The following is a 24,868-nucleotide window of genomic DNA, read 5'->3' as shown; positions in this document are numbered from 1 at the left end:
GAGCGGCGCCTCGGCTTAAAGGATAAGTATCTTGATCCAATTCACTAAGATGCACGGACTGGGTAACGATTTTATGGTGGTCGATGGGGTCACGCAGAACGTGTTCTTTTCGCCTGAGCAGATCCGCCGTTTAGCCGACCGTAACTTTGGCATAGGTTTCGATCAATTACTGTTGGTTGAGCCGCCCTATGATCCCGATTTAGATTTTCATTATCGCATCTTCAATGCCGATGGCACTGAAGTCGAACAATGCGGTAATGGCGCCCGCTGTTTTGCCCGTTTTGTGCGCAATAAAGGATTGACCAATAAGAGTAAAATCCGTGTTAGCACTTCATCAGGTAAGATGACTCTGCGTTTAGAGCGAGACGGTACAGTTACCGTGAATATGGGCGTGCCTATTCTTGAACCAAGTCTGATCCCCTTTAAAGCCAAGAAAGCCGAAAAAACCTATTTACTGCAAACACCACTGCAAACCTTTTTATGTGGCGCGGCTTCTATGGGCAATCCCCATTGTGTGCTCGACGTTGAAGATGTGGCGAGCGCCGCTGTTGCTGAAATTGGTGCCATGCTCACTAAGCATGAGCGCTTTCCCCGTGGTGTGAATGTGGGATTTATGCAAGTAGTAGATTCGGGCCACATTAAGCTGCGGGTGTATGAACGTGGTGCGGCCGAAACTTTGGCCTGTGGCACTGGCGCGTGTGCAGCTGTGGTTGTAGGTCAAGTGCAAGGGAAGCTCGGCCAGCAAGTGCGGGTGGATTTACCCGGCGGTACTTTAACCATCAACTGGGAAGGCGAGGGGAAACCTTTGTGGATGACGGGTCCTGCGCAGCACGTTTATGATGGACAAATTCAGTTATGACAGAGCCTTTGATGCCGCAGACGAATGTGCCATTTGATGAGTTGATTATTCGCGAGTATCTGCTGGATAATCCTGATTTTTTCAATCGCTATCCCGAGCTATTGCTGGCAATGCGTCTGCCCCACCTGGAGCGCGGCGCCATCTCTTTGGTGGAACGTCGTCAAGAAATGCTGCGCCAGCGAGTCAGCCAGTTGGAAGAAGAGATCACCAGTCTGTTAACGATGGCGGCGCGCAACGAGAAAATTTACCAATTCAATACTGAGTTATCCTTCCAGCTACTGAATTGTGCCGATCTTGTGTCACTCAAAGAAGTGCTGGCCGACAGTTTAAAATTACAGTTTAATTTCAGCCATGTGCGTTTGATCAGCGTTCTCGATGCCGATATGAAGGCAATATGGGATCAAAGGCTGCATAAAGGTCACTATTTTGGTCGGCTAACGCAACAAGAAGCCAAACGGTTATTTGGTAGCGAAGTGGGTTCGGTGGCACTGACTAAATTGTCGGAAGACAACCCAGTGATTTTTGCCATTGCTAGCCAAGATGTCACCCATTTTCATCCAGATATGGATAACATGCTGCTGGAACAGTTGCGGCGTTTACTGGCGCATATGCTTGCCAAGCTGTAACGGCCGTTGAGCTATAGTGCTCACCCAAGGCTTAGCAAAACCCACGAGGAAACCGATATGAGTACGCAAACAGGCGAAGTGTCGGCATTAAATACTCAATGGTTACACACCTTTGAACGTTATCTGAGTACCGAGCGACAGTTGTCTGCCCATACAGTACGGAATTACCTTTACGAGCTTAATCGCAGTAGCGATCTTTTGCCCGAAGGCGTGCATTTGCTCAATGTAAGCCGCGAGCATTGGCAGCAAGTGTTAGCCAAATTGCACCGCAAAGGTTTAAGCCCACGATCGCTTTCTCTGTGTTTATCGGCGGTAAAACAATGGGGTGAATTTTTGCTGCGCGAAGGCGTGATTGAACTTAATCCCGCCAAAGGCTTAAGTGCCCCCAAACAGACCAAACCTCTGCCGAAGAATATCGATGTCGATGCCATCAGTCACTTGCTGGACATTGAAGGTACAGATCCGCTGAGTCTGCGGGATAAAGCCATGATGGAATTGTTTTATTCCAGTGGCTTACGTTTAGCGGAACTTGCCGCGCTTAATTTATCCAGTGTGCAATATGATTTGAAAGAAGTGCGAGTCTTAGGTAAAGGTAATAAGGAGCGTATCGTCCCTGTCGGTCGTTTAGCGATTACTGCGCTGCAGAATTGGCTCAATTGCCGAAAGCAGATCCCCTGTGAAGATAACGCCTTATTTGTGACTGAAAAAGGCAAGCGACTCTCCCATCGCAGTATTCAGGCGCGCATGGCTAAATGGGGTCAAGAGCAGGCATTATCGGTGCGAGTACATCCCCATAAGCTGCGTCATTCCTTTGCCACTCACATGTTAGAAGCGAGCGCCGACTTGCGGGCGGTACAAGAATTATTGGGTCATGCGAACCTGGCGACCACACAAATTTATACCAGTTTGGATTTCCAACACTTAGCTAAGGTGTATGATAACGCCCATCCTAGAGCGAAAAAAACACAGGATAAATAATGCGTTGCTATCTTAGGCCTCAACATATTCAAGCGATCAGTTTCGATCTCGACGATACCTTGTACGACAATCTGCCGCATATTTTAAATGCCGAGGCTGAGCTGGCGACGTTTCTGTTGCAGACTTATCCATTATCGCAGGCGTGGCAACCCCATGATTGGCGCAGGCTAAAACTGCAACTTTTGCAACAAAATCGTGAGCTCGCCCACGACACCAGCGCAGCACGTTTAGCTACGCTTCGCCAAGGTCTAATACAATTAGGGTATTCGTCGACTGAAGCCGAACGCGGCGCCGAGCAAGGATTAGCATGCTTTTATTTTTATCGCAGCCATTTTCAAGTGTCTGACGAAGTGCTCTTATTACTCAAGCGCTTATCGCAGCATTTTAGATTAGTCGGGATCACCAATGGCAATGTGGATGCCGAGCGGATTGGTTTAGGTGATGCCTTCGAGTTTGTGTTGCATCCAGGTAATGGCGTGCATATGAAACCCGCTAAAGACATGTTCGAATTGGCCTGCTCGCGATTAAACATTGCACCGCAACATTTACTGCATGTTGGCGACAGTATGAATGCCGACGTTCGTGGTGCTCGATTGGCGGGGTGTCAGTCTGTGTGGCTAAATCCCAGTTTTGGTCGAGTCGATTCCTTACCGATAGCCGCCTTGTTGCCCCATTTAGAAATAGCCTCCCTCGACGCTTTGACAAAAGTATTGGCTATCGACGTAAACTAACTTAGCGTGCATTTTTAATCTGTATCTTTGGGTGATTGAGATCAAGGTTTGCCAGCCAAATTTGCACTAAAGTTAAGTTTTATATCACTAAAGTCACTGACTAAGGCTATTTTATGGCGCGTATCGGGTTGTTATTACTGCTCACTTTATGTTGGATCGCGCCGGTATCGGCCCATGAGATCCATTCAGGTGGCGGTTTCATGTCGGGTTTTAACCATCCCGTATTGGGCTTCGATCACTTGCTGGCTATGTTGAGTGTGGGCATGTTGAGCACCCAGCTCGGTGGCCGCGCGATTTGGACTGTCCCCTTAGCATTTGTCACCTTTATGTTAGTGGGTGGGATTTTAGGTTTATATGTGATTGCTGTTCCCTTTGTTGAAATAGGTATTGCCCTCTCTGTGTTGTTGCTCGGTCTTGCTATCGCCTTCGACCGTCAAATCCCGTTGTTATTCGCTATGGCCTTTGTGGGCGTATTCGCGATTTTTCATGGTCACGCCCACGGCGCTGAAATGCCGGAATTGGCTAGCCCAGTCCTGTATGCCCTAGGATTTTTATTTGGTACAGCAGTCATCCATTTAGGCGGCGTAATGATAGGCCTTGGAATGCAGCGGATGACAGGGCAACGCAATTTAATGCGCGTTACTGGCGTAGCGATTGCGGCCATGGGCGGCTATCTATTAGCAGGTTTTTAACGTAATAACAGGATGTTAGATTTACTGGATTAACGTGCCTTGAGTTGCTTCATGCAAAGATGGGCGCGGCGTAGCAGTAGATTGACTTGCCGACGGCTCGCGTGCATGTCGGCATCTCCCACCCTAAAATAACTCCCAGTGTAAGGATCGCTGCCTACGTAGATAGGTTTTAGCTGCTCAGGCGCCAGCGGTACGCGGATACGAATGAGTTTTTTGTTCATAATTTCAATAATCTGTACATCCGAGATCGCTAAAAGATTGTGACTCGTGCGACTCGGGTCATCGAGGATTTCCCAAAATTCTTGCAAGACGGGAAGGGGGTTGGGAATGCCTTCAATACTGAAATGGCCACGCTCTTCCCGCACACCTAGGATGATCTCGCCACCCAAAGTGTTGGCAAAAGAGCTATAAGTCGCCCAAATGTCTTCGGGTAATTGACCTTGGCCATCGCGGCCACCTGCGAGTTTAAATTCTACTTGGGCCGATTCGTGCAAATTGGCAATATCATCGAGTGCAAATGATTGAAATGTCATGGCAGCTTATCCGTCAGCGACACATGACTTGTTGTAGCACGTCAACAATTGAAAGGCCAGACTTAGGTCTGGCCTCAAGGTTAAGCGGAAAATCTGTAATTTGGAGCCGCTACGGGATAAACATTTAATCAATTATTGAGTCAGAACCAATGCCTTAGGAAAAAGAATATTGTTTTCTAAGTGAATATGCTGATGTAAGTCCGCCTCAAATTCCGCCAGAGTGGCATAACAAACACGCCATGTAGTGCACGCATATTCAGGTGGTGTGAAGTCGTTAGTGAGCTCGTGTAATTTTTGCAAAATCAAACCGACTTCTTCATGCTCATGTTGCATCGCATTGATGGGGTTGCCAATATGGCCAAAGCAAGCCTCAACCTGCTCTCCATGACTCATGGCGCGGATCGCCGGAAACAGTATTTTTTCTTCCTTCATTAAATGTGGCATTAAGTCTTCAACTAAGGCTCGTACCCAACCCGCAAAGGGAACGATTTCGGCATAGTGCTCACCGTGAGCGCGAATCATCTTTTCGGAATATTCGACTAATAAAGGGGCTTTTTCGCGCACGTATTGATGGTGCGTTGATTCTATATATTCGATAAGTTGATCTAAGGGTAATTGATTTAATTCATCTTCTTTGCTACCGGTAAGTGTTGCGGCATTCAGCGCAGCAACCACTTTTGCGGGATCTACATCTGCACGCTCACAGGCGACTTCCAGTGATTTACCCCCGCCACAACAAAAATCGATACCAAATTGACTAAACACATGTGCGCGGCGAAAGTCTTCTGCCACTAGTTCACCTATTTTTCGTTCTAGCCAATGATTGTGTTGAGAATTAAACCCATGGGGTGGGAGTTGTGCATCTTTTGAGACAGAAGTAGCAGACATGAGTAGCTCCAGAGCAGCAATAAAGTTACATTCATATTATTTGCAGCTTTATTTTGTGGCAACTAATCCTGACTGAAATAGTCAGGTTTTGCAGTACCAGTCACATAAATGGAGTCAAATAGAAGGAAGGCTATCTGATTGTTCTGAGCTACAAGCAACAGGAAGCCCAGATATCTAGCCCGTTATTTTGGCCTTGTAACCTTATCAAGTTGGCGTTGAATCAATTCTCTGGAGATTTGATTCATCTTAAGGGGGAAAAACCGCCCTCAAAGAGCCAAAAACGAGGCGCGAGGGCGGGTTTTAGCGGTTGACGTGAATCAGTCTGGGGTAGAGTGATTCACGGGCACAATTTAAAGTAAAACGACCATGAGTAAATTTATGGTTAATGTTCTGTTGACCCAATTTTTAGCTAATTGCCAAACCTGCGCCACAATTTGAAACAAAGCAATTTTTCATTATATTTCCCATGCCGAATTTCGTTTCTTTGGCATTAAACTCAAGGCCGGAATTGGCAACAATGTACGTAACTTCTACTGCTGTAATAGGAAACTCAATGGGCCATCCGTTCGGCCTAGCGTCGTGATAACGCTTGTTGGCGTCGTCGATAGTATTTATCTCAAAATACTCGATTGATACCATGTCACCATTCGGGTAACTAATTTTTACTTTTTTAGCTGAAGGCGGACATTCAATGTCCTCTTCACCGCCAACGTTGAACCATTCATTATTTTGAATGTAAGCCCTTGGCAAATTACTTGTTGATAGTATGTGTAGGTTTAGTAAGAGATAATTATTTTCGTCTCGCTCGAACCAAATAACTGGCTGCTCCCTAAATTTGAAAATAACTGGTGTCTCGTAATAGAAATTACCGCCGACAACAGCTAAGAGGCGATTTCTCATCCAATTGAATTTTCCGCTAACTTGTTTCCAGTTGTCCTTTCCAGTTTGTTTTAGGCTATGAAGTTGTTCTTTGGTAAATGCTCCATGATCAGCTTGTATATGATGTTCTCTGCAAAGAGCGATCATGCCCTCAGGATTATGATGATTATTTTCGCGCCATGGAGGCTCGAAATGATGCCATTCAAGATATGGTCGACCACAATCCAGAACAGGACAACCAAATCCGACCTCTTCCCGCAGTGTTCTTTTGACGTCTTCTGGAGGTTTCCTGTTCATATTCGCATCCTTTCAGCCTGACTAAATCAAAGATTATGATTAATAATAACTCTACAAGAGTCATTATATGTAAACGTGACACAAAGTCAGCATACCGCACAATGAATGGGTTTGATGCGTGAACCAGACTAGGCAAGTCTGATTCACTCATTACAAAATCTAACACTTTTTAGATCCATCAGATTGGATTATGGCTCTCCATATTTAGGATTGGATTTATCGCTCTTAACGATAAATGTGCTGATTGATGCAGTTTGTCGATGGCAAAGCTGATGCAAATTGGGTGGTTTGCCTATGAATCCCTTGCATAACCTGATGCTTGATGCAGCATTCTTTTGATCTACTCCGCAATAAAAGTTACTAGCGCCTTTGGGTCGATAATATGCAGCTGCTGATCGCGTTTTTCGACAAGGCCGAGTTCAATGAGGGAGTTGAGTGCGCGGCGGTAGACGCGACTGCTGGTGCCAAAGCGTTCGGCTTCTTGCTCGACTTTGTTAAAGGCTCCGAGGGCGATATTGTTTTGACTGCGTTGTAGCAGATCGAGGGCGATATTGACGGCGATGGGGTGCAATAGGCGGTTGGTGTAGATTGCCATTGAGTCTTGATAATCCCATGCCAGCGCTGAGGCAAAAAAGAGCGCTAGTTGCGGTTGAGTGACTATGCATTGCTGCAGTTTGGCGGCACAAATTACCTCGGCTTCCATCTGATCTTCGGCCATCACTGTCCACTGGCAGGGCAGTTTGGTAAAAAACTCAATTTCGCCAAAAATATGCTGATCACAATTTAGCTCACCTAACTGAAAGCGCCGACCATTATGGGCGCTAGTATACATGGCGACTTTTCCTACGGACACGACATAAAGCTCACGCACATTTTGCCCCTGTTGCAACATGATATCACCGGGGGCAAATTGGCGGCTGGCCGTTTGGCACTGAAATAAGGCCTGCTTAAAGAGTTCGCGCTGCTCGCTTAATGTGTCGCCAAAGCGGCTAGAGAGTTCAGGATGTAACTGCATGTTGATGATAGTTGTGGATATTGATGCGATTAAGGTACGCATTTCGCTGCAAGATTGATACTCATTCGATCATAAAATATGTAAATCCCTGCGTGAGGGCTGGCACTTTGGCGGCGGTAGATGGTCGTTCGCATTGTGTGTCGCCGTTGTTGTGACGCTGCAAACGTGTGTTATGACAGGTCGGTGTGAATGTGAGCTTTAGTGAGAATGATGGCGCATTGGCTGCGCCATTAAGAGGATGACTTGGTCGTTATCTGGATGCATTTATCGGCAAGGCTTACTGCTATTAACCTCAACAAGCTCTAATCACACAGTGCGTTGAGTGCGGCTAAAATGGCATGTTGCTCACCTTGGGCGCTTGCTTTGGACGATGCAACATAGTCATTAACTCCTGCTTTAACATCCTGCTCAAATAGCACTACGTTGGTTAGTATCGCCGCCACTTCAAGTTGGCGCAGTCGGCCGACGGTGAATAACGCAGCGGTTTCCATATCGGCCCCGAGCACGCCTTGGCGATGCCAATAGTGGCAGAGCTCCTGTTCTTGATCGGTATAAAAACTGTCGTGGGAGCGCACTACGCCGCTATGGGCAATAATATGATACTGCGCGCAGTATGCTTGCAGTTTGCCGACCAAACGATGATTGGCACAGGCCGGAAAACCGTGCTTTACATAGCTGGCAGAGCCGCCATCATCACGCACTGCAGCCTCGGCAATAATCACATCACCTATCGCTATCTGCGGTTGTAGCGCACCGGCGGAGCCGATGCGGATAAGTTGTTTAACACCGCATTGATACAGTTCCTCAAGGGCAATGATCGCTGAGGGAGCACCAATACCTGTGCTGCAGACGGTGATTATAGTGTCGCCATAACGGCCACGCATTAACCGAAACTCGCGGTTATCCGCCAAGGATTCGACATCCGTTAGATGCGCCGCGATGCGGTTGACTCGATTGGGTTCGCCGCAGACGACGGCTTTTTCACTGACTTGATGGGGCGCGACGAGAATATGGGGTTGAATACTCATTGTTGACCTTTATCAATTACTTAGCTTGGCGGTAGCCCCGAATTGTATCGGGCTACCGCGAAGGGAAAACTTAGATAAACAAACTGACAATTGCAGCATTCATCAAGTTTGCTAACGTCGCCGCTAGCAGTACTTTCATCCCGAGCTGACCAATCAGCCCCGCGCGTTGCGGTATCATTTGACTCAGGGCGCCACACACCATGGCCACTGAGCCGATATTGGCAAAGCCGCAAAGGGCAATAGTCATAATGGCATTGCTACGTGCAGAGAGTTCCACATTGCCCATATTGGCGAAGGCAACAAACTCATTCATGGCGATTTTTTGGCCTAGGAAGGCGCCTGCTGTGTTTGCTTCAGCCCATGGAATACCAATCAACCATGCTACTGGCGCAAACAAGGTGCCGAGGATCATATCCACGGTTAAGGTTGGCATGCCAAACAGTTCACCAATCGCACCCAATCCGCCGTTCAACAAGGCCATGAGACCAATACAGGCAATAATGACTGCGCCGACGATGGCAGCGATTCCCATACCAGCAATAGCGCCTTTGGCTATGGCATCAATAAAGCTACTGGGCTTTTCATCATCGGGTAATTCTGGCACTTCGTTAACGGTTGGCTCGGTTTCTGGGATAAGCAACTTAGCGAACATCAACCCCGCTGGAGCTGACATAAAGCAAGCCATAATCAGATAGTTAAGCGCAACGCCCATCCCCGCAAGGCCCGCTAAAATGGAGCCAGCAATTGAAGACAATCCACCGACCATCACCGCAAAAATTTGTGCGCGGGTGAGGACGCGGTGGTAGGGCTTGATCAGTAACGGTGCTTCGGTTTGGCCGAGAATAATATTGCCCGCCGCATTCATTGACTCCGCCCGTGATGTGCCGAGTACCTTTTGCAAGCTGCCGCCAATAATTAACACAAACCACTGCATAATGCCTAAGTAGTACAGCAAAGAGGTGAGTGCGGCAGTAAAGATGATTTGCGGTAATACCTGTAACGCCCAGACAAAACCTATGCCTTCAACGCTGAAATTGACTAAGCTGCCAAAGGCAAATTTGATCCCTTCAGTACCATAACCAAAGACTTTGCCTACAGTATTTGATACGGCCAGCAGTACATCGGCACCGATCTCGGTTGCCAGCACAAAAAAACCGAGCGCGATGATAATGCCAAATGCACCGATAACGGCGCGCCAGCTGATCAAACGGCGGTTCTCAGAAAACAGCAAACCTACGCCTAAGAGTACAAAAATACCAAGGATGGACTGGATCATACTGAGTGGTCCTTATATGAATTAACGGCTGCAATCACACGCTCGGCGTGGGCCTTTGCAAGGGAAAGGGTGTTGGACTTATTGCCACCTTCGGCGGCAGTGGAGTTCATCTCAAAGCTAATAATGGTATCGATAATCTCGACAGCGGCTGCACGAAATGGGTGTTCGTAAGCTTGTTGGTATACGTTAAAGGGTAAAAAGTTAAAGCCTGTTTCGCTGTAGGAGTCCTCAGTCGCCCCCGCAGTGATAGAAAACAGGACAGGTTTACCTTGGAGCTGGCTACCATTAGGGCCAAAGGCAAAACCATAGGTAAATACCTCATCAATCCAATATTTGAGCACGGCGGGGTAGGTGCTCCAATAGAGCGGGAATTGCACCACAATCACATCGGCATCGAGCAACTGTTGCTGCTCCGTGGCGGTATCCCCATCAAACTGAGCCACTGAATTGATACGCCAGCTCGGTTGCTCAGCCTCAAGGGCAAGTATGCAGGCATTGGCCACAGACTGGGTTAAGTTGGGGTGCCCGTTTAGCACGAGTATGTTCATTAGCTAGCTCCTGAGAGGAAACGGTGCCGCCATGCAGCCAAAACCAGAGGCTCAAGCACCGAGTTACGAAGTCATGGCGTGGATTATAGGGAGGGAAGGGTGAATACAAGAGGACATTTGTCTCCTAGCACCTGATGCAGCTCATACTATTGTGAAAATTTGATTAACATATCGATGTAAAAATGAATGAAGTGATAAGCGCAATGTCGGGTCATACCGAAATGCTAACGTTTATTAAGCGCTCAGCTCTGCTCCTAATCTGTTCATCCTGACTGCATGAAATAGTGCACATTGCATGTGGCACCAATGTCGAACGCTGGTTAGCATTCTGTCATTGATGCTTTTTGCACGATGAAAACTTAATAAAGCGATAGGGCTTAATGCGTTTGATTACCCGAGTTGTCCCGCAATCATAAGTTCTTTTGTTTCAGGGACTTCATTATAGGATAAAACATGAAGTCCGCGGGCGAAGGCTAATGCGTATCGCGCGAGGAAAGGCCTGAGTTGTGGAGAAACAAGTAGGATAGGGTTATAGCCTTTCTCTTTTGTCTCCGCGAGTAATTGGGGCATTCTTTGTTGTAGCTGCGCCAGTAGATTAGGTTCGATAGGGAAACTATCCAATGCAACTCGGCCCTGTTGCTGCGATTGATTTAACGCTGTCATTAAGGTTTGTTCTAATTCTGCGGTCAGCGTAAGTACATTCAACTGCGGACTGCTGCCTGCGATTTGATGCAAAATACTGTTGCGCAAAGCGCAGCGCACATCGGCGGCGAGTAGGACGGGATCTTTGGTTTGCTCGCTGCATTCCAGCAAAGTTGTTGCTATGGTGCGTATGTCTTTAAGGGGCACTTGTTCTTTGAGTAACAAGCGGAAAACTTTGAGTAACTGTATGGGGGTTAAACAGGTACTGAGTGATTCCGCCAGTTTTGGGGCTTGCTTACTGAGCCTGTCAGTTAATTGCATAATATCATCATGTTGCAATAATTCAGGCAGTGATTCGCGCAATAACTTACTGACATGAGTGGCAATGATCGTGGCATTATCGACGACCGAATAACCTAAATTGAGTGCTTTGGCTTTTAGTTCAGGCGTAATCCAAATCGCATCCATTTGGTAAGCGGGTTCCTTAGTTAAAATCCCATCAATTTTGCCGTACACAGGACCACTTTTTATTGCTAACAGTAGATCAGGCTCTAATTCGGCGATAGCCACTTGAGTGCCCATAAAGTTAATTTGGTATGCATGTGGTGCCAAGGCTAAATTGTCGCGCACTCTCACTTCCGATAGCAGAAATCCGATTTGTTCTGAAAGGGTACGTCTGATCCCTGTTAGGCGTTTTTGTAATTCTGCTCCTTTCGTTTTTTCGACTAGATGAACCAATCTATAGCCTAATCGTACTTCGATGATGTCGGTAAAAGGCAGGGATTCCCAGCTTGGCGCTGAAGGTTCTGTCAGGCTGGTTTCTATGAGTTCTTCTGTTTTCTCTTCAGTAAAGGAGGCTTTATTCTGGTTTTGTTTCCACGCTGCAAAGCCTAGTAGTATTGCAAAAGATAAAAATACCAGTGCTGGCATGCCCGGGGTGATACCGAGAATCGCCATCACAATGGCTGCAGTGGCTAAGGTTCTAGGGTTAGCCAGTAACTGTCGACTCAATTGGGTCGGCATTTCTTCTGCATCGGATACCCTAGTCACAATAATTGCGGCAGCAGTGGCGAGTAGTAATGATGGAATTTGTGCAACTAGGCCATCACCAATGGTTAATAGTGCATAGGTTTTAAAGGCTTCTGTTGTACTCAGATCATGCATAAAGATGCCTATGCTGATCCCGCCAATAATGTTGATTGCTAAGATCAAGAGTCCTGCGATGGCATCCCCTCTCACAAATTTTGAGGCTCCATCCATGGAACCATAAAAGTCTGCTTCTCTGGCGACATCTTGGCGACGTAGGCTGGCTTGTTCGTGTGTGAGTGTGCCAGCATTGAGATCGGCATCGATCGCCATCTGTTTACCCGGTAGGGCATCCAATGTAAATCGCGCCGATACTTCAGAAATCCGCTCGCCACCCTTAGTGATTACAACAAAGTTAATAATCATTAGAATTAAGAAGATAACAGCACCGACGACATAGTTTCCGCCAATGACGACTTCACCGAAGGCTTGGATCACTTTACCCGCAGCATCGCCTCCTTCATGACCTTCAATGAGTACTACGCGCGTCGATGCAACGTTTAAGGTTAAACGCATTAAGGTCGCAAGGAGCAATAAGGTTGGGAATACAGAAAACTCTAACGGTCGTCTGATCGATACGCTCACCAGCAGCACCATGACGGCAAGGACGATGTTAAATGTAAACAAAATGTCCAGTAGCCATGCAGGCAGCGGTAAAATCACCATTGCCAGAATAGCGAGCAGCATGACGGGAATGCCGATATAGCTGTAATTTCCTGAAAAGGTGCGAGAAAGCCAATTCATAGGTTAAGCAATCCTTTAATCGTGACGTAAATTAGGGGGAATAAAAAAATGTGGTAAAGGGTCAGGTTTCTGCTGTAAGCCCTTACGAGATGCTTTTATTTGCATGACATAACTTAATACGTGCGCTATGGCGATAAAAAGGGCACTGGGTATCTGTTGATCTACTTGCGTTGAATGATAAATAGCCCGCGTGAGCGGTGGGATATCAATAATTTCAATATCATGTTTTTTAGCGAGTTCTCGCATATAGAGGGCGAGTTCTTCGGTGCCTTTAGTGATGACGTAAGGCGCATCCGCTAAGTCAGGATTGTATTTTAATGCCACGGCATAGTGAGTAGGATTAACCAAGAGAACATCCGCTTTTGGAATGGTGGTATCTGCCCGAGAGCGAGCCATTCGTTGCTGTATTTGGCGGATTTTAGCTTTAATCTCTGGCTTACCTTCTTGCTGGGTATGCTCGTCTTTTACTTCTTGACGTGACATACGTAATTCTTTGCTGTTATGCCAATATTGGTAAGGCACATCAATAAAGGCGATCACGAGCAGTCCAGTACCAAGATAAAACATGCCTTGCGACAGTAGATTGATGCCATCACGAACCGCTTCATCAATAGGACGTTGATTGTAGCTAAGTAGTTCTTGTAAGTGACCATTCAAGAAAACCAACATAATTCCGATCAGTAACACAATCTTTAGGCATGACTTGAGTAACTCAACAAGAGATTGAGCGGAAAATATTCTTCCGACACCGGCAAGAGGATCGATTCGACTGTACTTAAAATTAGCATTTCCAAAATTAAATATTGGCCCCCCAGGCAAGGCTCCTGCAACTGCGGCCAACAGAGCAACCATGATGAATAGTGGACCTAAGATGCTTAGCATTTCGACTAGGCTGGCGCCAAGATGGCGCATCATGATGTCTGGTTGATCTAACTCTGCTCGGGTGAGCAGCATATTGTATTTAGCTAATCCACTGACTCTCGTCGCAAACCAATCCGCATTACTGGTCAGCATGACAGAGCAACCAACAACCAGTGCTGCGGAGGCAAGATCTTTAGAGCGTGGAACTTGGCCTTCTTCTCTCGCTTTACGCTTTTTCTGCGGTGTAGCTTCTTCTGTTTTATCTTGTTGGGGCGTTTTACTCATGAGATCCCTCCGATAAATTGGTACATGGCAGTTAATGCGTCTAAGCACAGATCACTGTAACGAGTTGGAATGCCGCTTAACGAAAGGAAGACGCAAATCAAGCCCATCAACAAGGTCATGGGAAACCCGAGCGAGAAGATGTTTAATGACGGCGCAGCGCGGCTTAATACACCAAAAGTGATGTTAACCATTAACATGGCGAGTACTGCGGGTATGGCGAGCATCAGCGATGCAGCAAATAGCCAGCCCATTCGACTAACCAATCCCATTAGCGGTAAGTCAAAAATCCCATTTCCAATTGGCCATAAACGAAAGCTATCAACAATGATGTTGAGCCCGACTAAATGACCGTCAAGAGCCAGAAAAATCAATGTACCAAAGATTTGTAACCATTCACTGAGAATGGGGTTGGTGTCGCCATTAGCAGGATCGTTCATCACCGCCATCGCTAGACCCATCTGCATCGACATAATAGTGCCAAGCATGGTCATCACATGGATTAAAATGGTTAAAAATAGCGCGAGCATAAATCCAGTCAGTAGTTGCTCTATGGCTAAAAACAATGATCCAAGCGAGAGCGCATCGACAGCGGGAACGGGTGGCAGCATAGGTGCAATAAGTGCTGCAATACTTAAGGCAAGAAAAATTCTTACTGTTGCAGGCACATAGGAATTACCTAACAAGGGCATTATCATAAATGCCCCCATGATCCGGCAGAATGGCCACCAAAGGCTGCCGATTAACATGCTGAGTTCGGTTGAGGTGAGTGAAAGCATATCAACCGATAATATGAGGAATATTCATAAACAGCCTGTCAAATAAATCACTTAGCTGTTGTATGAGCCAATGGCCTGAAAACAGAACCATAAGTAGAGTAATGATAAGCCTTGGCAGAAAACTCAAGGTTTGTTCATTGACCTGTGTCGCAGCCTGAAATACCGCAACGATTAAGCCTAAAATGAGTCCCGGTGTCACCAACACAGAAACCATGATGATGACGAGAAACATTGAGTCAGCAAAGAGCGAGGTCAGTTCATTGATGTCCATCTAGCTACCCAAAACTTGCGGTTAAGGTGCTTACCGTCATAGCCCAACCATCGACTAATACAAAAACCATCAGTTTAAATGGGAGAGAAATAATTAACGGTGACAACATCATCATCCCCATAGACATGAGGACACTTGCGACAACCAAGTCGATAACTAAGAAAGGTAAGAAAAGTAAGAAGCCAATTTGGAAAGCTGTTTTGAGTTCACTCAGTACAAATGCGGGCATAAGGACAAAAAAGGGGACTTCCTCTGCTGCTTTCATGTGTGTGGGTTCGTTAGCTATTTTCAGCATTTGCTCAAGATCAGTTTCTCTTGTCTGCGCCAGCATAAATCGAGTTAAAGGGATTTTGGCTATTGAGACAGCCTCCATCAATTCGATCTTACCTTGGTCATAGGGCAAATAAGCTTCCTTATAAATTTTGTCTCCCACTGGGCGCATAATAAAGATAGTGAGTACTAATGCTATCCCAACAAGCACTCGGTTAGGGGGACTTTGTTGTAGTCCGAGAGCTTGTCGGAGGATTGCTAATACAATGATAATACGAGTAAAACTGGTTAGCATCATCAGCATGATGGGCAAGAAACTAATGGCCGTCATGAGCGCTAAAATTTCGAGTTTAATGTTAACTGCTTGACTGTCTTGAGCGCTATCCAGTGTGAATAAGGTCAGTCCTTCCGATGCGAGGGCTTGGGGAGCAAACAATAGAATCGCCAGTAACAATACCCGAACTATCATTCGTTACTTGTCCCATCGAGAGTAATGCTCTCTATTTCCAGCAAACGTACGCCATATCTGCCTGCCACTTCTACGACTTCGCCTCTTCCTAATAGTGCACCATTTACTCTGATATCCAGCGGCTCACCTACCATACGGTCGAGTGCGATAACATCACCTTCTCCCATACGATTTAGTTCGCCTAAAGACATTTCAGCACTGGCCAGTTCGAGAGTAACTTGAACAGGAAGTTGTTGAAAAAAATTATTATTTTTCAATTTACGGTTATGGGTGTCCGGCTTTGAAAATGCTCTCTCAGAGAAAATATCGTCCTCTAATAGAAAATCATCATCCGATAAAATAGATTGTTCAGCCAATGTCATGCTCCTCATGCTGATAAATATCTTGGGTCAATTTCGCTACCATCTGTCCTTCATGACTATGCACAGAGGCATGAAATAGCGGTGTGTTTCCGATTGATAACAAGGTTTTTGGATAGAGATTAATAGGTAAAATATCCCCAGTTTTTAATTGGCTGAGTGATTGCACCGGGATGCTATGTTGCCCTAATGTCAGCTGCATTTTTATGGGGAGACTTTTTAGCCAGACGGCTAGTTTTGCGGGTAAATCCGCAGATACTTCAGATTTCTTAGGCTGTTCGGCCAGATGCCCCAGTAAATGCTCAGTTAAGCAAAAGAGCATTGGAGGGGTTAGTGGGCCATTGGTAAAATTGAACGACCATACTGCCGATACTGCGAGTGGCATATGGCCTTTTATGAGCTCAACTTCAAGATTATTGGTTTCGATCGTGCTATTAGGTAGCTCCTCCACTACGGAAAGTAGCAACTTTTTGGCTAACCTAAATTCAGATTGGCTGGGGTTTCTCAAAGGAGAACTTAATGGTGTTGAGGTATTACCGTAATAATTACTCGCCAATTGATCGAGCGTACAGCGATCAATTCTCCAATAACCGAGGGTATTTTGATGATGTTTTAATACAAACCATGAATAGCAATGTTCTGGAATGACAGGTGTTCTTGGTTCTGTTAACGTTGACCCCGAAACAGCGGGATGACCCTGTCTTAGTAGCGGAGATAGGATATTATTTATGGCATCGATAAGTGGACGATGTAGCTTTTCTAGCTGTTGCAATAATCGCGTTCTCGCTAGCTTTTCTTGAACTAGCATAATAGGTCTAATTATTTCATTGGAATTTGATTTTATAAGCCTAGCTTTCGCCGTCGTCTTCATTGTTCTTCCTATTAAACGTGTTTTTACTACTAGAATGCTGCTTGGCTACCTCCGTGATTCAGTTGGCGCATAAAAAACATACACAAACAGAGTGCCTAAATATTTATTTCTTTATCGTTAAGGATTAATGAATTTCTTAAAACAGTTAATCGTTGAACTTTAGGTTCGACTCTGTTTTAAACGACGAGGATGATAAGTTAATAAGGCTTAAGTATTCAATAATAATTATAAGAAATGCTGAAATATATGTGAATAGAATTGTAGGGTAAAGTTGGTTGTGAACAAAATGTTTGTTTTGAGATTGTGTAAGAAGATATTAATGCTTTAGATTTTGCATTTTCGCGTCAATAAAAAGGCGGTTGGATGTTATTTTGACATTTGTCGATATTTTGGCGGGCAATATTTATGTCAGCATTTACATATTGATTATTAATGATGATTTTGTGTTGCAAATCTGTTTGTCTTTGATTTTCATTGTTTTTTGTGCGCTATATCTTGTGGTTTATTTAATATTAAACATTGGTGGTTAAATTTTGTCACTATTTTAAAAGTATCGATGGTGCATTTTTATCATTGTCATATATTATTTTACAAATATATTTGGTATAAGTCAGTCCTAAGTTATATGTATCACTTTTTTGCGGTTTTTCTTTTAGACCTTTCATGGTTGATAGCAATTGATTCATATAATTCGGTGATGCTTTAAACTTTGTTGCTGGTCACATTTCTTATCGATGATTGCACTAGAACACGTTTTAACCTTATTTAGTTGAGGGCATATCCTTAGCCATTGTCAATGTGGATACTCATTGTGTGTAGTTCTTTATCGCTGGCTTTGATATTACATGCGGAAATATATCTTCCGCATTTCGCTTCCGCATTTGTTTTTACTGTTCTTAATGGCTTGAGTTATTTATTGCTCATTCATCTAGATGGATAAGTAAGTAGTAATAGATTTTATATACATTCAAACACAAAGACTTATAGGTCTAAATTAAGGTGTTATTTAATGTACTGTAAACGAAAGGGAGTTAGTGAGTGGGTGGCCTAAGTATACGGATTGAAGGGTTAAACATATCTGCGGAACTTGCATGCAAAATAACACATGAGGATTTTTATCTGTGGAGTGATGCAATGGAATTACCTTGGCTCACTATCGTTAACTTGTCGGATTGTAGTCCTTGTGATGTGAAGTCTTATCTTGCCCGTTTTCCTGGCCGTAATATCGTCGCGTTATTAGCACCAGAGCAAGGTGAGTTGGCAGCCGCTGCCATGCGAGCTGGCGTACAGGATTATCTATTAATTCCCGTAGAAACTGAGCAGTTACTTGCCTCAATTCAACGATTACACCGCTTAGAGTTACCTGATTCTAGTTTGGTTGTCGCGGCTTCTGTTAGTCGACAATTGTTGATGTTGGCCCATCGCGCCGCAACCACTGAGGCCAGTGTTTTATTATTGGGTGAAAGTGGTACTGGTAAAGAACCGCTTGCTCGTTATATTCATCGCCACTCCTCCCGTTCACATAAGCCTTTCGTTGCGATTAACTGCGCTGCCATCCCTGAAAGTATTCTAGAGTCCGTTCTCTTTGGGCATGTCAAAGGTGCCTTCACTGGTGCCATTTGTGATAAGGCAGGAAAATTTGAGCAGGCCAATGGCGGTACTTTATTACTCGATGAAATTGGTGAAATGCCCTTGCCGTTACAGGCGAAGTTACTTCGGGTGCTACAGGAGCGTGAAGTCGAAAGACTTGGTGGCCAGCATGTTATACCACTGGATATCAGAGTTATTGCCTCTACCAATCGAGACTTAAGACAAGCCGTGGAGTTTGGACATTTTAGGGAGGACTTGTTCTATCGATTAGATGTTTTACCTCTGAAAATTAAGCCTTTAAGAGAACGAAAGGCTGACATCCTGCCTCTAGCTGAACATTTCTTAAATTTATATGGCCAATCTGATTGCTCAAGTCGCTGTTACTTCAGTGAGCACGCAAGACAAGTGCTCGTTAACTATGATTGGCCCGGAAATGTAAGAGAGCTAGAAAATTGTATTCAACGTGCATTAGTGATGCGTAGAGGTCAGGCGATTCAAGTTGCGGAACTCGGGTTAAACATTCAAGAAGAGATGCTTGAGTTGGAGCCTTTAGGCGCCTCAGATGGGCTTAAAGCGTCAAAACAACAGGCAGAGTTTCAATATATTATTGATGTACTTAAACGTTTTAATGGACAACGCACGTTAAGTGCAGAGGCGCTAGGGATGACGACTAGAGCCTTAAGATATCGCCTCGTACAAATGCGGGAAGCGGGTATAGATATCGAAATGTTATTAGAGCAAGCGGGTCGAGCAGCTTAGAGCAATCAAAAAGTAATAGGAATGGAATATGTCTAGTGGAGCGATTGTTAGCTCAAATATGTTAATGGAAACCTTAAACATTCATCGTGAAGTGGCTAAAGGGGCGATCAACATCACTTCAAATCCTGCCGATAATGGTATGGCTTATGGGTCATTCACTGACTTGATTAAGAGTAAAGTTTCTGCCGTTAACCAAGATCAGAACCAATCCTCTATGGCGATGGCGGCTGTCGATAGTGGAAAAAGCGATGATCTCGTCGGTGCTATGGTGGCTTCGCAAAAGGCCAGTTTGTCCTTTGCGACTATGCTCCAAATTCGTAATCGTCTTGTGCAAGCATTTGACGATGTAATGAAGATGCCTATTTAAGGAATTGTGTGAATGTCTACCACTTTTGTTCAATCAGGTCAGGATATTACCGGGACTGAATCTTCGTCAGGATTCATTGCTGGCATGACCCAAAAATGGCATCGTTTTAACCGTGGTGATCGTCAAGTTATCGCCTTAGCTTTACTTGCGGTGGTTGTCGCCAGTGTCATAGTGTTGATGTTATGGACTGCTACTGCAGGGTATCGACCTTTATATGGCAGCCAAGAAAATGTCGATACCTCTCAAGTGTTAAATGTCTTGGATGCAGAAGGCATTGATTATCGCCTCGAGGCTAATACTGGGGCAGTCCTCGTTGCAGAAGAGCAAGTCGGTAATGCGCGTATGCTTTTGGCCGCAAAAGGGGTAAAAGCGAAAGTACCTTCGGGTATGGAGGCACTCGACAATACCGCGCTCGGCACGAGTCAATTTATGGAACAAGCTAAGTATCGCCATAGTTTAGAAGGTGAATTAGCTCGCACTATCATGTCGTTAAAGTCGGTCCGTGCCGCAAGAGTTCATTTGGCGATACCTAAACAAACTCTGTTTATCCGTCAGGAGCCTGAACTGCCGACGGCTTCCGTCATGCTACAGCTAGACCCGAATACTCGACTCTCTGAAACACAAGTTGAGGCTATTGTTAATTTGGTTGCTGGCAGTGTGACTGGACTAACGGCCAGTAATATCAAAGTTGTCGATCAAGATGGTCGATATTTAAGTGAGAACATTTCAGGCAATCAAGACCTTAGCCAGTCTAGAAACAAGCAGTTACAGTACACGCGTGAACTTGAGAATAGCTTAGTGGCTAATGCCGCCTCTATGCTCGAGCCTGTGCTTGGTCAAGATAATTTCCAAGTGCGGGTGACTGCAAAAGTAAACTTCAATCAGGTGGAAGAAACTAAGGAGTCACTCGATCCGCAAAATGTCGTGACTCAAGAGCGCACGAGTGTCGATGATTCAAGTAATACTATTGCCGCGGGAATTCCCGGAGCTTTAAGTAATAAGCCACCCCAAGCAGGCAAAGAGGCGACGAATGATAAGACCCGTAATTTGAAGCAGGAAGAAAGTCGTCAATATGACGTTGGTCGTTCTGTGCGTCATGTTCGTTATCAACAAATGCAGCTCGAAAACCTCTCAGTTTCAGTGCTTATTAATAGTGCTACGGGTCAAGGAGCATTTAATGGAGAGGCCCAACTGGTTAAGTTTGGCAATATGGTTAAGGATGCCATCGGCTTTTCGGCGGCGAGAGGTGACAGTTTTACCATTAATGCCTTTGAGTTTACCCCAACCGTCGCTGCCGAATTTACGCCGTCACCTTGGTGGCAATCAGAAAATTACCAAGCTTATTTACGCTACATCATAGGCGGCATCCTTGGCTTTGGACTTATTTTGTTCGTATTAAGGCCGCTGGTTAAGCACTTGACCCGAACCGCTCAAATTACCGCGCCTAGAATTGAGCCCGTTGCATTAAGTGCCGCTTCCGCTGCTGCACTCGATGGGTATTCCGCCGATACTTTACCAAATCAAGCACATCAGTTACCGAGTGCCGACTGGCTAGGCAGTCAAGGTTTACCCGAGCCCGGCTCACCTTTGACCGTTAAAATGGAGCATTTAGCCTTGCTCGCAAACAAAGAACCCGCGCGTGTTGCAGAAGTGATAGCTCATTGGATAGGCGATAAAGACGGTGAATAATTCAATCGAAATTAAGATGGACAATTACGCCCAAGCGGCCATGTTATTACTGAGTATGGGAGAAGAAGGTGCTGCCATGGTCATGGCGCATTTGGATCGTAACGATGTGCAACACTTAAGCCATAAAATGGCGCGGTTATCGAGTATTACCCAGCAAGAAGCCGAGGCAGTACTCAGCCGTTTTTTCCAACGCTATAAAGAACAATCGGGTATCGCCAGAGCCTCACGGTCCTATTTGCAAAAGACGCTCGATATCGCTTTGGGAGACAGAGTCTCTAAAAGTCTTATCGATAGTATTTATGGTGATGAGATTAAAGTGCTCGTTAAGCGTCTCGAATGGGTTGACCCACAATTACTTGCCCGTGAAATCACCCATGAGCACTGCCAGTTGCAAGCGGTATTGTTGGGATTATTACCACCAGAAAGTGCCGCTAAAATTCTGAAAATGTTGCCCACTGATAGCCAAGATGAGGTGCTCGTTCGTATCGCGCAACTTGGCGAATTGGATCGTAACGTTGTTGAGGAACTGCGAGAACTGGTTGAGCGTTGTATGTTGATGGCAATGGAGAAAAGTCACACGCAAGTGGCGGGCGTCAAACAGGTTGCCGATATCCTCAATCGCTTCGAAGGTGACAGAGAACAACTGATGGAAATGATCAAACTCCATGATAAGCAGATGGCGATCGATGTCACCGATAATATGTTTGACTTCATTATTCTTGGGCGACAAAAGCAAGAAACGTTGCAGACCTTATTAGGACAGGTACCTTCTGAAACCCTATCGTTAGCATTAAAAGGCATTGATTTTGAATTAAAAGATGCCTTGCTCAATGCCTTGCCTAAACGTATGTCGTCAGCGATTGAAACACAAATAGAAGCGTTAGGTGGTGTACCTGTTAGCCGAGCGAGTGGGGCGCGTAAAGAGATAATGGAACTGGCGAAGCAATTAATGCAAGAAGGTGAAATTGAATTGCAGCTATTTGAAGAACAGGTCGTTGTTTAATGGAAAACAAGCATTCTCGTTGGCGTCTAAATACCAATCTCGCTCGTCGTTATCGTTTTCCTGCATTACACGATGCGGTTGAATCAAATTCCGATGCGGGCAGTGATTTTCAAAGTTATCAACAAGCATTTGATGAGGGTTATGACGAAGGTGTTATTCAAGGTAAGAGTGCGGGTTATGAGGCTGGCATAGAAGAAGGACGCATTGCTGGACATGCAGCTGGTTTTCATCAAGGTCGGTTAGATGGGCAGTCAGCGGGTAGGGCATCCATCGATGAGCAGCTCAACAGTTTACTTGTGCCGCTAGGTGCCTTGAGAGAACTACTCGAAGACGGTCATGCAAAGCAGGTTCGTGAACAGCAAAATTTGATCCTTGAATTAGTACGCCGAGTGTCACAACAAGTGATCCGCTGCGAGCTAACCCTGCAGCCACAACAAATTCTTAAGCTCGTTGAAGAAACCTTGAGTGCGTTGCCCGATGATCAAGCGGATATCAAAATCCATTTAGAGCCGAGTGCCGTGATTAAATTAAAAGAGCTCTCGGAAGATAAAATCCGTGGCTGGAATCTCATCGCTGATAGCAGTATTTCAGCGGGCAGTTGTCGAATTGTGAGTGATAAATCCGATGCAGATGCTTCAGTCGAGACACGACTCGATGCTTGCATGAAGCAGGTTGAAACCAAGTTGAATGAGGCTGAGATTGGAGTCTGATGTATTTCATGACGATTGGCCTCAGGTTCCAGTTGCAAGGGTTTATGGACGTCTCATTCGAGTCAATGGTCTATTGCTTGAGGCTGTTGGCTGTCAGCTTGGCATGGGTGATCGTTGCCAGATTGAAGGGCGAAATGGTCGTTTAATTGAGGCTGAAGTCGTTGGCTTTCATCGGGACGTATTGTGCCTTATGCCGATTGAGCCCACACAGGGCTTGATGCCAGGTGCCAGAGTGCTGCCTATTACGGATGAGCAAACAATTGCTATTGGTGATGGTTTGCTTGGCAGGGTGCTTGATGGACTTGGACAACCACTCGACTTACTGGGTGATTTAACCGGTGTTTCACAAGTCCCGCAATCTCACACGAGTTACAACCCTTTGCTGCGCCAACCTATTCGGCAGCCGCTAGATGTCGGAATTCGCGCTATCAATAGTTTGTTACCCATTGGTAGAGGCCAGCGACTCGGGCTCTTTGCGGGCTCTGGTGTGGGTAAGAGTGTGTTATTAGGCATGATGACTCGTTTTACTGAAGCAGATGTCGTGGTGGTTGGCTTAATTGGTGAGCGTGGCCGTGAGGTCAGGGAGTTTATTGAAGAAACACTCGGTGAAGAAGGGCGTAAACGGGCTGTGATTATAGCAGCACCTGCAGATACCACACCGCTCATGCGATTACGTGCAATGCGGTTATCCCACTCCATTGCCTGTGCTTTTAGAGATCAAGGTAAGCAAGTGTTGCTATTAGTCGACTCATTGACTCGTTATGCTCAGGCACAGCGTGAAATCGCCTTGAGTTTAGGTGAGCCTCCAGCAACCAAAGGCTATCCGCCATCGGCATTTGCACAGTTACCTAGACTGGTGGAAATGGCGGGCAATGGTGAACATCCGACGGGAACGCTAACCGCGTTTTATACCGTATTGGCCGAGGGCGATGATCAGCAGGATCCCGTTGCAGATGCAGCGAGAGCCATTTTAGATGGCCATATAGTGCTAAGTCGTAAATTAGCCGAGCAAGGACATTTCCCTGCGATTGATCTTAATGCGTCTGTGAGCCGCTTAGCCATGCACATAGCGACCTCTAGCAGTATTGAACAGAGTCAGATCTTTAGACATCTTTTGAGTCGTTATAATGAGGTCAGAGACTTATTACCTTTAGGTGGCTACCAAGCGGGCCAAGATCCTGAAATGGATCTTGCTGTGCGAGTGTATCCAGAAATGGCACGATTTTTACGCCAGACCACACACAGTAAAGTCAATCTGGCTGAAAGTTTAGTGCAATTGGAACAGTTGATGGGAGTTATGGGATATGAGCCAGCGTCATCTCTCTAAGTTACGTGTTCAAGCTGAAAAGAAATTAGCGCAGCTAGGGCAAAAACGCGATGATTCCAGCCTAAGCGTCCAACTAAATCAACAACAAAATCAAGCCTTAGCCCAAATGATATTGACTTATCGTGGTGCGAAAGAGGGCTCAAATGTTTTGCTCTGGCAAAATTCCGCAAGTATGGCGCAAGTGTTAGAGCCTATGCGGGTGAAGTTAGCTCAAAAGGAGGTCTTTCTACAACAGGAACAGCTGCGTATTGATCGCCTATGGCGTAAGCAATTAGGGCGTCAGCAAGGTTTGAAGTGGCTTGAAAAACAAACACATATACAAGAACAAGCACAAGTGGCACGTCGTGAACAGGCTGTTGTTGATGATATGGCGGGTTTCTATTACAAGAATAAAGGCCAATAAGCGCTGTGTCATTACAGCTGAGAGCCACCTTTGTAA

General features: G+C 45.6%; 26 protein-coding genes. 12 read left to right on the top strand and 14 right to left on the bottom strand.

The features are described 5' to 3' along the window. The first annotated feature begins 31 nt into the window (after nt 1-31). From dapF to L5M17_RS14435, 5 genes are all read left to right on the top strand, one after another. Nucleotides 32-859 (top strand): diaminopimelate epimerase, encoded by an 828-nt coding sequence (gene dapF, locus L5M17_RS14455; protein ID WP_105250436.1) that lies wholly within the window; start codon nt 32-34, stop codon nt 857-859. Continuing rightward, entirely contained in the window at nt 856-1,485 is a 630-nt protein-coding gene (locus L5M17_RS14450; protein ID WP_131523371.1) for a DUF484 family protein, read from the top strand. The genes dapF and L5M17_RS14450 overlap by 4 nt, the downstream gene beginning before the upstream one ends. Before the next feature lie 57 nt (nt 1,486-1,542). Beyond that, the gene (gene xerC, locus L5M17_RS14445; protein ID WP_263148225.1) at nt 1,543-2,463 is read left to right on the top strand and encodes a tyrosine recombinase XerC; all 921 of its coding nucleotides are present in this window, start codon (nt 1,543-1,545) and stop codon (nt 2,461-2,463) included. Next, nucleotides 2,463-3,194, top strand: a complete 732-nt coding sequence (locus L5M17_RS14440; RefSeq protein WP_168825913.1) for an HAD-IA family hydrolase — start codon at nt 2,463-2,465, stop codon at nt 3,192-3,194. Before xerC ends, L5M17_RS14440 begins: the two co-directional genes overlap by 1 nt. 113 nt (nt 3,195-3,307) lie before the next feature. Continuing rightward, nucleotides 3,308-3,886 carry a HupE/UreJ family protein gene (locus L5M17_RS14435; protein WP_168825911.1) on the top strand — a complete coding sequence of 193 codons (579 nt, stop codon included), beginning with the start codon at nt 3,308-3,310 and terminating at the stop codon, nt 3,884-3,886. Nucleotides 3,887-3,915: 29 nt separating this feature from the next. Here L5M17_RS14435 and L5M17_RS14430 read toward each other — a convergent pair whose 3' ends face one another. The 14 genes from L5M17_RS14430 to L5M17_RS14365 all read right to left on the bottom strand — a co-directional run bounded on the left by L5M17_RS14430 (nt 3,916) and on the right by L5M17_RS14365 (nt 16,984). Beyond that, on the bottom strand, nt 3,916-4,419 hold the full coding sequence (locus L5M17_RS14430) for a helix-turn-helix domain-containing protein (protein WP_105250431.1): 504 nt from the start codon (nt 4,417-4,419) through the stop codon (nt 3,916-3,918). A gap of 132 nt (nt 4,420-4,551) precedes the next feature. Next, nucleotides 4,552-5,307, bottom strand: a complete 756-nt coding sequence (gene ric, locus L5M17_RS14425; RefSeq protein ID WP_168825909.1) for an iron-sulfur cluster repair di-iron protein — start codon at nt 5,305-5,307, stop codon at nt 4,552-4,554. Between the two features lie 405 nt (nt 5,308-5,712). Then, a complete protein-coding gene (locus tag L5M17_RS14420; RefSeq protein ID WP_263148224.1) occupies nt 5,713-6,483 on the bottom strand; it encodes an HNH endonuclease in 771 nt (256 codons plus the stop codon). A 340-nt stretch (nt 6,484-6,823) separates the two neighbouring features. Further along, entirely contained in the window at nt 6,824-7,540 is a 717-nt protein-coding gene (locus L5M17_RS14415; RefSeq protein WP_247651554.1) for a Crp/Fnr family transcriptional regulator, read from the bottom strand. 260 nt (nt 7,541-7,800) lie between these two features. Further along, on the bottom strand, nt 7,801-8,526 hold the full coding sequence (locus L5M17_RS14410) for a nucleoside phosphorylase (RefSeq protein ID WP_131523378.1): 726 nt from the start codon (nt 8,524-8,526) through the stop codon (nt 7,801-7,803). Between the two features lie 70 nt (nt 8,527-8,596). Continuing rightward, entirely contained in the window at nt 8,597-9,802 is a 1,206-nt protein-coding gene (locus L5M17_RS14405; RefSeq protein ID WP_263148222.1) for a NupC/NupG family nucleoside CNT transporter, read from the bottom strand. After that, nucleotides 9,799-10,350 carry an NAD(P)H-dependent oxidoreductase gene (locus L5M17_RS14400; RefSeq protein ID WP_263148220.1) on the bottom strand — a complete coding sequence of 184 codons (552 nt, stop codon included), beginning with the start codon at nt 10,348-10,350 and terminating at the stop codon, nt 9,799-9,801. The genes L5M17_RS14405 and L5M17_RS14400 overlap by 4 nt, the downstream gene beginning before the upstream one ends. 390 nt (nt 10,351-10,740) lie before the next feature. Then, nucleotides 10,741-12,822: a flagellar biosynthesis protein FlhA gene (gene flhA, locus L5M17_RS14395; protein ID WP_113940840.1), complete on the bottom strand. Its 2,082-nt coding sequence runs from the start codon at nt 12,820-12,822 to the stop codon at nt 10,741-10,743. Between the two features lie 15 nt (nt 12,823-12,837). Then, the gene (gene flhB, locus L5M17_RS14390; RefSeq protein ID WP_263148216.1) at nt 12,838-13,968 is read right to left on the bottom strand and encodes a flagellar biosynthesis protein FlhB; all 1,131 of its coding nucleotides are present in this window, start codon (nt 13,966-13,968) and stop codon (nt 12,838-12,840) included. Further along, nucleotides 13,965-14,744 (bottom strand): flagellar biosynthetic protein FliR, encoded by a 780-nt coding sequence (gene fliR, locus L5M17_RS14385; protein WP_113940838.1) that lies wholly within the window; start codon nt 14,742-14,744, stop codon nt 13,965-13,967. The genes flhB and fliR overlap by 4 nt, the downstream gene beginning before the upstream one ends. A 1-nt stretch (nt 14,745) precedes the next feature. After that, the gene (locus L5M17_RS14380; RefSeq protein WP_006083412.1) at nt 14,746-15,015 is read right to left on the bottom strand and encodes a flagellar biosynthetic protein FliQ; all 270 of its coding nucleotides are present in this window, start codon (nt 15,013-15,015) and stop codon (nt 14,746-14,748) included. Nucleotides 15,016-15,019: 4 nt separating this feature from the next. Then, nucleotides 15,020-15,754, bottom strand: a complete 735-nt coding sequence (fliP, locus tag L5M17_RS14375; protein ID WP_131523383.1) for a flagellar type III secretion system pore protein FliP — start codon at nt 15,752-15,754, stop codon at nt 15,020-15,022. Then, on the bottom strand, nt 15,751-16,110 hold the full coding sequence (locus L5M17_RS14370) for a FliM/FliN family flagellar motor switch protein (RefSeq protein ID WP_131523384.1): 360 nt from the start codon (nt 16,108-16,110) through the stop codon (nt 15,751-15,753). Before L5M17_RS14370 ends, fliP begins: the two co-directional genes overlap by 4 nt. Next, nucleotides 16,103-16,984, bottom strand: coding sequence for a FliM/FliN family flagellar motor switch protein (locus tag L5M17_RS14365; RefSeq protein ID WP_131523385.1), 882 nt, complete (start codon nt 16,982-16,984; stop codon nt 16,103-16,105). Before L5M17_RS14365 ends, L5M17_RS14370 begins: the two co-directional genes overlap by 8 nt. 1,038 nt (nt 16,985-18,022) lie before the next feature. Here L5M17_RS14365 and L5M17_RS14360 point away from each other — a divergent pair. Genes L5M17_RS14360 through L5M17_RS14330 form a run of 7 tightly spaced genes read left to right on the top strand, consistent with a single transcriptional unit; the run spans nt 18,023 to nt 24,832 of the window. Continuing rightward, entirely contained in the window at nt 18,023-19,333 is a 1,311-nt protein-coding gene (locus L5M17_RS14360) for a sigma-54 dependent transcriptional regulator (RefSeq protein WP_113940835.1), read from the top strand. Nucleotides 19,334-19,361: 28 nt separating this feature from the next. Next, a complete protein-coding gene (gene fliE, locus L5M17_RS14355) occupies nt 19,362-19,700 on the top strand; it encodes a flagellar hook-basal body complex protein FliE (RefSeq protein WP_131523386.1) in 339 nt (112 codons plus the stop codon). A gap of 12 nt (nt 19,701-19,712) precedes the next feature. After that, a complete protein-coding gene (fliF, locus tag L5M17_RS14350; RefSeq protein ID WP_263148211.1) occupies nt 19,713-21,389 on the top strand; it encodes a flagellar basal-body MS-ring/collar protein FliF in 1,677 nt (558 codons plus the stop codon). A 16-nt stretch (nt 21,390-21,405) separates the two neighbouring features. Further along, nucleotides 21,406-22,392 (top strand): flagellar motor switch protein FliG, encoded by a 987-nt coding sequence (locus L5M17_RS14345; protein WP_251073491.1) that lies wholly within the window; start codon nt 21,406-21,408, stop codon nt 22,390-22,392. Then, on the top strand, nt 22,392-23,102 hold the full coding sequence (gene fliH / locus L5M17_RS14340) for a flagellar assembly protein FliH (RefSeq protein ID WP_131523389.1): 711 nt from the start codon (nt 22,392-22,394) through the stop codon (nt 23,100-23,102). Before L5M17_RS14345 ends, fliH begins: the two co-directional genes overlap by 1 nt. Continuing rightward, nucleotides 23,080-24,429 carry a FliI/YscN family ATPase gene (locus L5M17_RS14335; RefSeq protein WP_113940831.1) on the top strand — a complete coding sequence of 450 codons (1,350 nt, stop codon included), beginning with the start codon at nt 23,080-23,082 and terminating at the stop codon, nt 24,427-24,429. Before fliH ends, L5M17_RS14335 begins: the two co-directional genes overlap by 23 nt. Next, complete coding sequence (locus L5M17_RS14330) at nt 24,407-24,832, top strand: hypothetical protein (RefSeq protein ID WP_168825887.1); 426 nt, start codon at nt 24,407-24,409, stop codon at nt 24,830-24,832. Before L5M17_RS14335 ends, L5M17_RS14330 begins: the two co-directional genes overlap by 23 nt. Nucleotides 24,833-24,868: the final 36 nt, after the last annotated feature.

Source organism: Shewanella sp. SW24 (assembly GCF_025653395.1).
GTDB lineage: Bacteria > Pseudomonadota > Gammaproteobacteria > Enterobacterales > Shewanellaceae > Shewanella > Shewanella oncorhynchi.
This window is presented reverse-complemented; position numbering and strand designations above follow the sequence as displayed.